Here is a 12,580-nt window from a genome sequence, read left to right on the forward strand (position 1 = left end):
GTCCGACAGGGGTAACAGGACCATCTGGAGGACCAGCAGGACCGACAGGCCCAACGGGGCCATCAGGTCCGGCGGGAGTGACTGGTCCATCGGGTGGACCACCTGGCCCGACAGGAGCAACTGGGGCGACAGGAGTAACAGGGGATACCGGGGCGACGGGCTCAACTGGAGTGACAGGAGCGACAGGAGAAACGGGAGCAACCGGAGTGACGGGTTTACAAGGTCCGCAAGGAATCCAAGGTGTGCAGGGAGAGATAGGTCCGACGGGTCCCCAAGGTGTTCAAGGTCCTCAAGGAATTCAAGGAGTAACGGGGGCCACTGGAGATCAAGGTCCGCAAGGGATTCAAGGCCCACAAGGCGACATAGGTCCAACAGGCCCACAAGGAATTCAAGGCCCACAAGGTTCTCAAGGAATCCAAGGAGCGACAGGGGGAACAGGAGCACAAGGCCCACAGGGAATCCAAGGTCCGCAAGGTGACATAGGTCCGACTGGGCCACAAGGTCCAACTGGAATCCAAGGGATACAAGGAGAGATAGGTCCAACAGGTCCAGAAGGCCCAGAGGGACTTCAGGGCCCGCAAGGAATACAAGGTGTGCCAGGGCCAGTTGGAGCAACGGGTCCTGAGGGTCCTCAAGGGATACAAGGAATTCAAGGACCGGTAGGAGCAACAGGCCCACAAGGTCCACAAGGAATACAGGGAATACAAGGTGTGCAAGGGATAACGGGAGCAACAGGAGCACAAGGAGCAACTGGAATTCAAGGGATACAAGGGGAAATAGGAGCAACAGGTCCAGAGGGGCCCCAAGGAGTGCAAGGTATACAAGGGGCGATTGGTCCAACAGGTCCGATGGGCGCACAAGGAGTGCAAGGTATACAAGGGATTCAAGGAGCAACAGGAGCACAAGGAGTGCAGGGACCACAAGGAATTCAAGGAGTGCAAGGTCCGACGGGAGCAACAGGAGAAACGGGATCAACCGGAGCGACGGGAGAAGGATCAACCGGTCCAACAGGAGTAACCGGTCCAACAGGGGTGACAGGCCCGTCAGGAGGACCAGCAGGACCGACAGGCCCAACGGGGCCATCAGGTCCGGCAGGAGTGACAGGTCCATCAGGTGGACCACCTGGCCCGACAGGAGCAACAGGTGCGACAGGAGTAACAGGGGATACCGGGGCGACAGGCCCAACTGGAGTGACAGGAGCGACAGGAGAAACGGGAGCAACCGGAGTGACGGGTTTACAGGGTACGCAAGGAATCCAAGGTGTTCAAGGAGAGATAGGTCCAACCGGTCCACAGGGTATTCAAGGCCCGCAAGGAATCCAAGGAGTAACGGGGGCAACAGGAGCACAAGGTCCCCAAGGAATTCAAGGTCCACAAGGCGACATAGGTCCAACCGGCCCACAAGGAATTCAAGGTCCACAAGGTCCTCAAGGAATCCAAGGAGCGACGGGGGCAACAGGAGCACAAGGTCCACAGGGAATCCAAGGTCCGCAAGGTGACATAGGTCCGACCGGCCCACAAGGCCCGCAAGGAATTCAAGGCCCGCAAGGAATTCAAGGTCCAACGGGAGCAACAGGAGCAACCGGAGCGACAGGTCCCCAAGGAATTCAAGGCCCACAAGGAATTCAAGGCCCGCAAGGAATTCAAGGTCCAACGGGAGCAACAGGAGCAACCGGAGCGACAGGTCCCCAAGGAATTCAAGGCCCACAAGGAATCCAAGGCCCGCAAGGAATTCAAGGTCCAACGGGAGCAACAGGAGCAACCGGAGCGACAGGTCCCCAAGGAATTCAAGGCCCGCAAGGAATTCAAGGTCCAACGGGGGCTACAGGAGCAACCGGTTCACAAGGTCCAACTGGAGATACAGGTCCAACCGGAGCTGGAGCCACTGGAGCGACCGGGGCGACTGGAGTTAGTACAACTGCAACGTATGCGTTTGCGAATAATACATCAGGAACCGCTATTTCCGTTTTATTAGGTGGTACGAACGTACCATTACCGAACAATCAAAATATTGGCCCAGGAATAACTGTTAGTGGTGGGAATACTGTATTTACAGTTGCGAATGCAGGAAACTATTATATAGCTTATACAATTAATTTAACGGCAGGATTACTTGTAAGTTCTCGTATAACTGTAAATGGCAGTCCGCTTGCGGGAACGATAAATGCCCCGACAGTCGCTACTGGTTCATTTAGTGCAACAATAATTGCTAACTTGCCTGCTGGAGCTGCAGTTAGCTTACAATTATTTGGAGTAGTTGCAGTAGCTACATTATCTACGGCAACGCCAGGGGCTACTCTAACTATTATTAGATTAAGTTAATAAGCAGAAAACCTTGAAACTTTTATGTTTCAAGGTTTTTTATCCTTGTATTTGTAAGTAAACCTCGTTAACCAGGGGGAGTGGATACCCTCTAATTATTTAAAGTTTCACTTTATTCACTTGAGCAAAAACATCGCAGTTCGAAAATATATTATAATAGAATGAAAAGAAAGAAATTTGGCAGAAAGGGAGGGTGGCGATGCAGGAGATGGTTAAAGATTTTTTTGGACGCCCACTTCAAGATTTACGTATATCTGTCATTGATCGTTGCAATTTTAGATGTACATATTGTATGCCGGCGGAAATATTTGGGCCAGATTATGCTTTTTTGAAAGATGAGTTTTTACTAACTTTTGATGAAATTGAGCGTTTGGCAAAATTATTTGTTAACATCGGTGTACGAAAAATTAGAATTACTGGCGGTGAGCCACTACTTCGTAAAGATTTAGCAAAACTTATTGCACGTCTTGTGAAAATTGATGGGCTAATAGATATAGGGTTAACTACAAATGCTATCCATTTAACGAAACAAGCGAAGGCATTAAAAGAAGCTGGATTACATAGAGTGAATGTTAGTTTAGATGCGATAGATGACGACATATTTAAGAATATTAATGGTCGAAATATTAATACGAAACCGGTGATTAAGGGAATTATAGCAGCTAAAGAGGCGGGGCTGGAAGTAAAGGTAAATATGGTTGTGAAAAAAGGGATGAACGATCATCAAGTACTTCCGATGGCTGCGTATTTTAAAGAGCAAGGAATCACGCTTCGGTTTATTGAGTTTATGGATGTTGGTAGTACAAATGGGTGGAATTTTGATCAAGTGGTTACAAAGCGAGAATTGATTGAGATGATTCATAAGGTGTATCCGCTTGAGCCAGCTGAAGCCCATTACTTTGGTGAAGTTGCGAAGCGATATCGGTATGTTGGAACAAATGTTGAAGTTGGTTTTATTACATCTGTTTCTGAGTCATTTTGTGGCTCTTGTACGAGGGCGAGAATTTCGGCAGATGGAAAGTTTTATACGTGCTTATTTGCGACAGAGGGTTTGAATGTAAGAGAACTTCTTAGAGGAAATCTTTCGGATGAGGAGTTATTAAGTGTTATACAAGATGTATGGATGAATAGAAAAGATAGGTATTCGGATGAACGGACAGAAGAAAGTGCAAAAAATCGTCCGAAAATCGAAATGTCTTATATAGGAGGATAAGAAAGGGGGCTATCGCATGCAGGAGCGATATTCAAGACAAATATTATTTTCTGGTGTTGGAGAAGAAGGGCAGAGAAAAATAAGAGAGAAGCATGTGCTTATTATTGGTGCTGGTGCTCTCGGTGCGGCAAATGCAGAAGCGATTGTTAGAGCAGGGGTTGGAAAAGTAACGATTGCTGATCGTGATTATGTAGAATGGAGTAATTTACAAAGACAACAACTATATACGGAAGAAGATGCAAAGCAGTATAAACCGAAGGCGATAGCGGCTGCAGAACATTTACAAGCGATTAATTCTGAGGTGGAAATAAATCCGGTTGTGACGGATGTAACGGTGCAAGAAATGGAAGAGCTAGTGCGTGATGTAGATTTAATATTAGATGCGACAGATAATTTTGAAACGCGTCTTCTCATTAATGATATTTCACAAAAATATAATATTCCGTGGATATATGGTGGTTGCGTCGGGAGTTACGGAGTAACGTATACAATTTTACCAGGGAAAACACCGTGTTTTCGCTGTTTAATGGAGCATCCGGCGAGCGGAGCAACATGTGACACAGCTGGTATTATACAACCGGCAGTACAATTAGTAGTTGCGCATCAAATTACGGAAGCGCTGAAAATATTAGTAGAAGACTTTGGGGCGCTTCGTGAAACGATGTTATCGTTTGATCTTTGGAATAATCAACAGATGGCATTTAAAGTGAATAGACAGAAAAAAGATACTTGTTTATCTTGCGGAAGGTTACGTACATATCCGAGTTTAACATTTGAAGCACAAACAAAAACAGAAGTGCTATGTGGGCGAAATACAGTACAAATTCGCCCAGGTGTGCGGAAGAATTTTAATTTAGAAGAAATTAAAAAGCGCTTACAAAGAAGCGTAGAGATAAAGGCGACACCTTATTTATTATCATTTCCGGTAGAAGAATATCGTTTTGTTTTATTTACAGATGGCAGGGCGTTTATTCATGGGACGAATGATATGAATGTAGCGAAAAGTTTATATGCAAGATATATAGGTTGAACCTAAAGGAAATCCTTTAGGTTCAACGGAGAGAGGATTATGAATTTCTCGTATAATCTCCACTTTTTCCACCTGTTTTTTCAAGTAAGTACGTTTCGCCGATAATCATACCTTTATCGACAGCTTTACACATATCATACACAGTAAGAGCGGTAGTGGAAGCAGCTGTTAAAGCTTCCATTTCAACACCGGTGCTACCTTCTGTTTTAACTTTTACTTCAATGAGTAAACGATATTGTTCTTCTGATTGTTTCCAATCGAAAGAAACGTCAACACCTTTTAATAATAAAGGATGGCACATTGGGATAATATCAGAAGTTCGTTTCGCAGCCATAATGCCTGCGATTTGCGCAACTGCTAATACGTCACCTTTCCCAATTTCATTGTGAGAGATTTTATCGTAAATTTCTTTCGTAACGACAATGCTAGAGCACGCAATTGCTGTTCGAACGGTTGTTTTTTTGTCGCTTATATCAACCATTTTTGCGCGTCCTTGGTCATTAAAATGTGTAAATGAAGACATGGAATTCCTCCTTGAAGTAATTTCTATTGAATACATAAAGTTTAATCGAGATAAAAAAAATTGCAAATATGAGGTGAGAAACGATGGTAGAAAAACGAATTCCAATTCAAGTTGCTGAGGCAGTAGAACGGGTAATGAAATATGCGAAGCATGGTGAAGTAGAAGAAATTTCTATTACGGAAAGTTACGGGAGAATTCTCGGGGAAGATGTTGTCTCAGATCATGACGTTCCTCATTTTGATCGTTCCCCTTACGATGGTTTCGCCATTCGAGCAGAAGATACGAAAGGAGCAACCCAAGAGAATCCAATTGAATTTGAAGTAATAGGAGAAATAGGGGCGGGGTCTGTTTTTTTAGAAGAAGTAGGAGCTTTTAAAGCGATTCGCATTATGACAGGAGCAGCTATTCCAGAAGAATGTAATGCAGTCGTAATGCTCGAGCTGACAGAAGGGTTTGAGAAGAACGGGAAAACATATATGAAGTTAAAACGCCCTTTTAATAACGGTGACAATGTGTCGTTTAAAGGAGAAGACATAAAACAAAATCAAGTTCTCGTTAAGAAAGGTGTTGCAATTAATCCAGGTGTTGCGGCCTTACTAGCAACGTTTGGATATAGCACTGTGAAAGTTGTAAAACAGCCTGTTGTCGGTATTGTAACAACAGGAAGTGAATTACTAGAAGTACATGAGCCGTTACAGTCGGGGAAAATTAGAAATAGTAACTCGTATATGATCGCAGCTCAAATTATGAAAGCTGGCGGGAAAGTTCGTTATTATGGTCAACTCGCCGATGAGCTAGATGCATGTTTTACAGCTGTTCAATTAGCGATGGATGAGGTCGATATTTTAATTACAACAGGCGGTGTATCAGTAGGAGATTATGACTACTTACCAGCTATTTATGAAAGGTTACAGGCGAATGTACTCTTTAATAAAATAGCGATGAGACCGGGAAGTGTAACGACAGTAGCTGAAGTTGATGGGAAGTTACTTTTCGGTTTATCAGGAAATCCGTCTGCTTGTTATGTAGGCTTTGAATTATTTGTGCATCCAATTATAAAAACGTATTTGTATGCGAAGGAACCTCACGTATATAGAGCGGATGCTATTTTACAAAAAGATTTTTCAAAGCCAAATCCATTTACTCGTTTCGTAAGAGCAAACGTAACGATTGTGGACGGGGCGTTACAAGCGATGCCGGTTGGTTTAGATAAATCGAGTGCGGTATCTTCACTTGCAGATGCGAATGCTTTTATCGTGTTACCTGGAGGAACGAGAGGATTTGAGACTGGGATGAAAGTATCCGTATTATTGTTAGAGCACTCTGAGGGATGTGATTGGCCATGGGCAAAGCCCCTTCAATCTTACAAATAGTAGGATATCAAAATAGCGGAAAAACGACACTTGTAGAGAAAATTGTGCATGTGTTAGCTGAAAGTGAAATGAAAGTTGCTACAATTAAACATCACGGGCACGGAGGTTTTCCAGAAGTAGCGCAAAAAGATAGCGAAAGACACCGTAAAGCTGGTGCTGTCGTAAGTAGTGTAGAAGGTGCTGGATTGCTTTCACTTTCTTCACTAAGAAAGAAATGGTCCTTGCAAGAAATTATTCGCTTATATGAGTTTTTTGAAGTGGATACAATTTTAATAGAGGGCTATAAAAAAGAGAACTACCCGAAAGTAGTGTTACTTCGTTCTGCGGAAGACGTTGAACTTTTACATAAAGTAGAAAATATAGTGGCGATTATTACGTGGTATGATGTCCCGGCAAATATACGAGAAGAATATAAAGTATTTCATATAACAGAAGAAGAGTTGTACATAGACTGGTTTTTACAAACGGTTAGGAGTGCGAAATGACAAATACATATTATGAAGTAATTGATACAGAAATCTCGATTGAAGAGGTAACGAAGAAAGTGATTCGACGTGAATGCGGTGCTGTTACAACATTTATTGGAACGGTTAGAGAGTTTACGAAAGGGCGTCGTACATTATACTTAGAGTATGTTGCTTATAAGACGATGGCAGAAAAGATGCTAGAGAAAATTGGTCTGGAAGTGAAAGAGAAATGGCCGGGTACATATGTTGCGATTACACATCGCATCGGTACGTTGCAAATTTCTGATATAGCGGTTGTTGTTGCTGTTTCAACACCACACCGTAAAGCGGCTTATGAAGCGAACGAATATATTATGGAACGCATAAAACAAATTGTTCCGATTTGGAAAAAGGAGTTTTGGGAAGATGGTGACTCATGGATTGGTGATCAATTAGAAAAAACACCATATCCGGCGGGAGAGCCTGGGAAGGAGCTATAAGTATGATTAGAGTATTGTTATTTGCGCACTTGCAAGAAGAAGCAGGGACAAGTGAATTACAAATAGAGAAAGAAAATATTACAGTTGCAGAGTTAAAAGATGTTGTTGCGAAAGAATATAATGTACCAGTTTCAGAGCCAATTATGGTTGCGATTAATGAAGAATACGCAAATGAAGATGACAGGGTCCAAGATGGTGATGTGGTTGCACTTATACCACCAGTGAGTGGTGGTTAATATTGGATTCATTAAAACGACTTTCCTAAGTAGGGGAAGTCGTTTTTTTATGGCGTTTTTGAGAACACTAACTTATAGGATAAGGAGGACGTTATGAAAAAAATATGTGTAATTATTACAGCGATATGTTCTATCTTTTTCTCTTCTCCAAGCGATTCTTTCGCGAAAGAATCAAGAGAACAGCTTTTAGAGAGTGCGTTATTGAATAGGTACTATTCGGTTATTAGACAAGTGACAGAAGATCAATATGAATGTGATGCAGTTATAAATATAAAGCGTCTCGGCAGGAAAGATGAATTTGTACCTAGATTTGAAGTGACGCTACAATTTCTTACATTTCAAGGGGCGCATAATCCGCCAAATGACAAAGTTACACTTACTTTGGAGGATTATTTAGATCATATAAAGGTAAAAAATGTGGAGCGAGAAAAAAATGTTTCTAATGATGTTGTAGAAAAGATTTGTGCTCGCAAAAAAGAAAAAATGAAAGCTCATTCTAATGATTGAGAGCGGTAACTTATTCCGCTATTTGCGGGATGATTAAAGTTTCAATTTATAACATTTTACAGAGAAAGGTAATGGGCGATGGATATATTTTTAGCAATTTTACCAGCTATATTTTGGGGGAGTATTGTGTTATTTAACGTAAAACTGGGCGGGGGACCGTATAGTCAAACGCTTGGAACAACGTTTGGAGCACTTATTTTCTCAATTGTTGTTTATATTTTTATGAAGCCAGTATTAACACCTACCGTGATTGGGGTTGGAGTTGTGTCAGGTTTATTTTGGGCGCTTGGTCAGGCGAATCAATTGAAAAGTATTGATTTAATGGGCGTTTCGAGGACGATGCCAATTTCAACAGGACTTCAATTAGTTGCGACGACTTTATTTGGCGTTATCGTATTTCATGAATGGTCCACGACAATATCGGTCGTCCTTGGGATTTTAGCGCTCGTTTGTATTATTGTCGGTGTTATTTTAACATCACTTCAAAGTGAAGAAGAAAAAAATGCAGAGCAAGCAGCAAATTTTAAAAGAGGTATCATAATTTTATTAATTTCAACAGTCGGTTATTTAGTTTACGTAGTAGTGATTAGGTTATTTAACGTAGATGGTTGGTCGGCTTTATTACCACAAGCAGTTGGTATGGTATTAGGGGGGATTTTACTTACGTTTAAGCATCATCCATTTAATAAATATGCGATAAGAAATATTATTCCAGGATTAATATGGGCAGCTGGAAATATGTTTTTATTCATTTCACAACCGCGTGTCGGAGTCGCAACAAGTTTCTCGCTATCGCAAATGGGAATTATTATTTCCACGCTTGGTGGGATCCTTATATTAGGTGAAAAGAAAACGAAACGCCAATTAACGGGTATCGTTGTCGGTATCGTTTTTATTATCGCAGCCGGAATTATGTTAGGTATAGCAAAAAGTTAAAGGAGGTATTGAAATGTATAGTGATTTAGAAGGAAAAGTGGTCGTTATTACAGGATCAGCAACTGGTCTTGGTAGGGCGATGGGAGTAAGGTTTGCTAAGGAAAAAGCGAAAGTGGTTATTAATTATCGCTCACGAGAATCAGAAGCAAATGATGTGTTAGAAGAAATTAAAAAGGTAGGCGGAGAAGCGATTGCTGTAAAAGGTGATGTAACCGTCGAATCAGATGTTGTGAATCTCATTCAATCTGCTGTGAAAGAATTTGGTACGCTCGACGTTATGATTAATAATGCAGGGATAGAAAATGCAGTACCATCGCATGAAATGCCACTTGAAGATTGGAATAAGGTAATTAATACAAATTTAACAGGTGCTTTTTTAGGAAGTCGTGAAGCGATTAAATATTTTGTAGAACATGACATTAAAGGGTCTGTCATTAATATGTCTAGTGTTCATGAGAAAATTCCGTGGCCACTATTCGTGCACTATGCAGCGAGTAAGGGTGGTATTAAACTGATGACAGAAACGTTAGCGCTAGAATATGCGCCAAAAGGTATTCGAGTAAATAATATAGGACCAGGTGCAATTAATACGCCGATCAATGCAGAAAAATTTGCTGATCCTAAAAAACGTGCTGACGTAGAAAGTATGATACCGATGGGCTACATTGGAAAACCAGAAGAAATTGCAGCAGTAGCAACTTGGCTCGCTTCTTCAGAGGCGAGTTATGTAACTGGAATTACGCTATTTGCAGATGGTGGAATGACGTTATATCCATCGTTTCAAGCTGGGCGTGGGTAATATAAAAGGACGAAGAGATAAAACTCTTCGTCCTTTTTTTTACAAAAAAAATAGCGGCCAGCTATTTTAAATTTAGTGATTAATTGTATCTTGAAGAAATTCTGTTGCTTGATGTTCAGTAACATTTTGTACGAGCGCGACTTCGCTGATCATCATTTTTCGTGCATTATCTAGCATTTGTTTTTCGCTCGCATTTAATGTTCTCTCTTTATTACGGCGAAGTAAATCACGAACCACTTCTGCGCTATCTTGTAAATTGCCATTTTTCATTTTTTCCATATTCATTGTATATCTTTGTTTCCATGAGAGTGATGGGTCTGACTCCCCGTTTTGAAATTCAAGAAGTATATCATCTAACGTACCTCGATCAACGATATAACGAATACCCGATTTTTTTAATTGTTCCATCGGAAGCATTACTTGCATATCTTTACTAATGATGCGTATCACACAATATTGACGTGAAGTACCTAATATTTCTTTCTCTTCAATTGCTTCAATGATTCCTGCACCGTGCATTGGATAAACGATTTTATCACCAATTTGAAACAAATCATCCACCTCCATATGTGGTAACCACTTTTAATGATAGCATACGTATGCAAAAATGTCAAATTTTATATAATAACATAATATTTATATTCGAGTCAATAAGATAAAGTGCTTTTTTATGTTTTTTTTTTGGACCTTATTTATAGTGATTTTTTTAGAAAAATAGTACAGGTGAAGAAAGAAGGCATATCCACTTATTTTTAAGCATAAAATGTAAAAGCGCTAATACAATATACCTAAATCCGTTCTTTGCAAAGGAGGGAGAGAAGGTGGGGCGCACAATAAAAATTGATATTACAAATAAAGTTGTAGCTAAATTTAGACAAAATTATTTGGAATTATATACGAGTAAATTTATGATAGGTAAGTTTTATGTCTATACTGAAGATAAAGAATATGTGTTAGAAGACGGATATATATATGAGAATGGAAAGTTTTATCGCATCATAGATACGCACCGTGGCAATAATCAAGCGGCGGAGGGCTGCGATCTAGGACGGTGTTAACATGATTCGTGTGAAAGTATTTGATGAAAGTCACGAAAAAGACTTAGAAGATGCTGTAAATGTTTTTTTGAAAAAGATTGATGATAGCAACTTTGTAGATATTAAATATCAAGTTGGTGTTTCCATTAACGACGATGAAAACCAAATTTATTGTTTTTCAGCAATGATCGTTTATAAAGCATAAAAAAGAGCTGGGTGAGCCAGCTCTTTTTTATGCTTTATGTTGGGACAACATGTGTCGGTAATACATTCATAATAGATTGGGGTGCGCCTAATTTTTTTGTCGTTAAAAGAGGCTCCCCTGTTTCGTGATTTTGGGCATCTTTACACATACCAAGGTGATAACGATCACCTAAAAATGGATCAATATAAAAACCGTTTTTAAATACTTTATCATTCGGATGTTTTTCATGGTGAATATCAGAGCAGTTAATACAATAGAACATAGCGTTCAACCCCTTTTTATTTTGTTTGAAAAAAGTGAGTCGGTAGTCATTTCGCTCCTAAGGAAATGTTGAGGAGAAGAGAAATAACTACCTACTCAAATGGTGGGCATATTCCTTCTGATTTTTCATATCTCGCGTATTGTCCCTGAGGGAAGGAGGAGAGACGAAGTACGCATGATATAAGTAAGGCGTTTCTTTCAATATGAATGATGGAGTTTCATGTTGAGAGAAGTTTTTATTTTGTATTGCCTTTGTGAGTATATTATGAGGAAATGCTAAGAGGGTGTTTGTCCTGTTGAAAAAATGTTGAGAATTTCTCAACAGTAAAAGAATTAGCGTTGACATGAAACTGAAAGGTGTTATATTATCGAAGTGTAACCAAAAGGTGTTATGTTATAACGCCGAGTAAAGGAGAATGAACATGGAACAACAAAATACATTAAATGATATTAAACAAACAATCATTTTTAACGCGTCTATTCAAAAGGTATGGAGTGTAGTATCAACTGCAGAAGGGATTGCGTCATGGTTTATGCCAAATGATTTTGTATTAGAGGTAGGGCATGAATTTCATGTGCAATCGCCATTTGGGCCATCACCATGTAAAGTGTTAGAAATTGATGAGCCAAACCATTTATCTTTCTCATGGGATACAGATGGCTGGGTTGTTTCATTTAATTTGAAAGACTTAGGAGATAACAAAACAGAATTTACGTTAATTCACGGCGGCTGGAAACATCCTGATGAAATTCTTCCGAAAGCGAATGCGAAGAGCTCTATTATTCGCGATAGAATGAGCGGTGGTTGGGTAGCGATTGTAAATGAAAAACTGAAAAAGGTTGTCGAAGGCTAAGTGTCCTCGTCAGCAGCGAAATATGATGTATTTCAAGCAATTGCTGATCCAACCCGCCGAGAAGTAATACGGTTATTAAGTGACAAAGAGTTACCGATTTCCAAAATAACGGATCATTTTCCGATGAGTCGTACTGCGGTTGTAAAGCACCTTCATATTCTTTCGGAAGCGAATTTAGTAAGTGGAAGAAAAAGCGGAAGAGAGAAGATATATCGTTTGCATCCAGAACCATTAGAAGAATTACAACAGTGGCTCTCGTATTATGAACGTTTTTGGGATAATAAATTATCCATGCTGAAACATATTGTGGAGAATGAAGAATAAAAAAAGGGTGACCAA

16 protein-coding genes and 1 pseudogene are annotated in these 12,580 nt (G+C 40.5%); 14 read left to right on the forward strand and 3 right to left on the reverse strand.

Annotation, left to right across the window (positions count from 1 at the left end; all coding sequences use genetic code 11):
• The 3 genes and pseudogenes from H6481_RS25805 to H6481_RS25815 all read left to right on the forward strand — a co-directional run.
• Positions 1-2,321, forward strand: a pseudogene (locus tag H6481_RS25805) (BclA-related collagen-like exosporium protein); the annotation flags it as partial.
• Between the two features lie 199 nt (positions 2,322-2,520).
• A complete protein-coding gene (gene moaA / locus H6481_RS25810) occupies positions 2,521-3,534 on the forward strand; it encodes a GTP 3',8-cyclase MoaA (RefSeq protein WP_053563524.1) in 1,014 nt (337 codons plus the stop codon).
• 16 nt (positions 3,535-3,550) lie between these two features.
• Positions 3,551-4,564: a molybdopterin-synthase adenylyltransferase MoeB gene (locus H6481_RS25815; RefSeq protein ID WP_016080015.1), complete on the forward strand. Its 1,014-nt coding sequence runs from the start codon at positions 3,551-3,553 to the stop codon at positions 4,562-4,564.
• Positions 4,565-4,601: 37 nt separating this feature from the next.
• Here H6481_RS25815 and moaC read toward each other — a convergent pair whose 3' ends face one another.
• Entirely contained in the window at positions 4,602-5,087 is a 486-nt protein-coding gene (gene moaC / locus H6481_RS25820; RefSeq protein ID WP_078994656.1) for a cyclic pyranopterin monophosphate synthase MoaC, read from the reverse strand.
• An 83-nt stretch (positions 5,088-5,170) separates the two neighbouring features.
• Between moaC and glp the strand changes: the two genes are divergently transcribed.
• From glp to H6481_RS25855, 7 genes are all read left to right on the forward strand, one after another.
• Positions 5,171-6,460 carry a gephyrin-like molybdotransferase Glp gene (gene glp, locus H6481_RS25825; protein WP_182813579.1) on the forward strand — a complete coding sequence of 430 codons (1,290 nt, stop codon included), beginning with the start codon at positions 5,171-5,173 and terminating at the stop codon, positions 6,458-6,460.
• The gene (mobB, locus tag H6481_RS25830) at positions 6,430-6,945 is read left to right on the forward strand and encodes a molybdopterin-guanine dinucleotide biosynthesis protein B (protein WP_098356025.1); all 516 of its coding nucleotides are present in this window, start codon (positions 6,430-6,432) and stop codon (positions 6,943-6,945) included. Before glp ends, mobB begins: the two co-directional genes overlap by 31 nt.
• A complete protein-coding gene (gene moaE, locus H6481_RS25835) occupies positions 6,942-7,406 on the forward strand; it encodes a molybdopterin synthase catalytic subunit MoaE (protein WP_000185943.1) in 465 nt (154 codons plus the stop codon). The genes mobB and moaE overlap by 4 nt, the downstream gene beginning before the upstream one ends.
• A 2-nt stretch (positions 7,407-7,408) precedes the next feature.
• On the forward strand, positions 7,409-7,642 hold the full coding sequence (gene moaD / locus H6481_RS25840; RefSeq protein ID WP_000621772.1) for a molybdopterin converting factor subunit 1: 234 nt from the start codon (positions 7,409-7,411) through the stop codon (positions 7,640-7,642).
• Positions 7,643-7,735: 93 nt separating this feature from the next.
• Positions 7,736-8,149 carry a DUF3888 domain-containing protein gene (locus H6481_RS25845; protein ID WP_000717656.1) on the forward strand — a complete coding sequence of 138 codons (414 nt, stop codon included), beginning with the start codon at positions 7,736-7,738 and terminating at the stop codon, positions 8,147-8,149.
• A 78-nt stretch (positions 8,150-8,227) separates the two neighbouring features.
• Entirely contained in the window at positions 8,228-9,085 is an 858-nt protein-coding gene (gene glcU, locus H6481_RS25850) for a glucose uptake protein GlcU (protein WP_000350865.1), read from the forward strand.
• Between the two features lie 13 nt (positions 9,086-9,098).
• Positions 9,099-9,884, forward strand: a complete 786-nt coding sequence (locus H6481_RS25855) for a glucose 1-dehydrogenase (protein ID WP_000286698.1) — start codon at positions 9,099-9,101, stop codon at positions 9,882-9,884.
• 72 nt (positions 9,885-9,956) lie between these two features.
• On the opposite strand, the gene H6481_RS25860 is transcribed toward H6481_RS25855, so the two are convergent.
• Positions 9,957-10,451, reverse strand: a complete 495-nt coding sequence (locus tag H6481_RS25860; RefSeq protein ID WP_000451446.1) for a CarD family transcriptional regulator — start codon at positions 10,449-10,451, stop codon at positions 9,957-9,959.
• Between the two features lie 254 nt (positions 10,452-10,705).
• On the opposite strand from H6481_RS25860, the gene H6481_RS25865 reads away from it, so the two are divergent.
• Both H6481_RS25865 and H6481_RS25870 read left to right on the forward strand, forming a co-directional pair.
• Positions 10,706-10,942: a DUF2553 family protein gene (locus tag H6481_RS25865; RefSeq protein WP_000533806.1), complete on the forward strand. Its 237-nt coding sequence runs from the start codon at positions 10,706-10,708 to the stop codon at positions 10,940-10,942.
• 1 nt (position 10,943) lies between these two features.
• Positions 10,944-11,126, forward strand: coding sequence for a sporulation protein Cse60 (locus H6481_RS25870; protein WP_000621751.1), 183 nt, complete (start codon positions 10,944-10,946; stop codon positions 11,124-11,126).
• Between the two features lie 34 nt (positions 11,127-11,160).
• Here H6481_RS25870 and H6481_RS25875 read toward each other — a convergent pair whose 3' ends face one another.
• Positions 11,161-11,388, reverse strand: coding sequence for a DUF3973 domain-containing protein (locus H6481_RS25875; protein WP_016080023.1), 228 nt, complete (start codon positions 11,386-11,388; stop codon positions 11,161-11,163).
• Positions 11,389-11,809: 421 nt separating this feature from the next.
• Here H6481_RS25875 and H6481_RS25880 point away from each other — a divergent pair, with 421 nt between their 5' ends.
• Positions 11,810-12,241 (forward strand): SRPBCC domain-containing protein, encoded by a 432-nt coding sequence (locus tag H6481_RS25880; protein WP_069356322.1) that lies wholly within the window; start codon positions 11,810-11,812, stop codon positions 12,239-12,241.
• Positions 12,242-12,565 (forward strand): metalloregulator ArsR/SmtB family transcription factor, encoded by a 324-nt coding sequence (locus H6481_RS25885; RefSeq protein WP_000098837.1) that lies wholly within the window; start codon positions 12,242-12,244, stop codon positions 12,563-12,565.
• Positions 12,566-12,580: the final 15 nt, after the last annotated feature.

It is taken from the genome of Bacillus sp. ME78 (assembly GCF_903970865.1).
In the GTDB taxonomy this organism is placed as follows: Bacteria; Bacillota; Bacilli; order Bacillales; family Bacillaceae_G; genus Bacillus_A; species Bacillus_A cereus.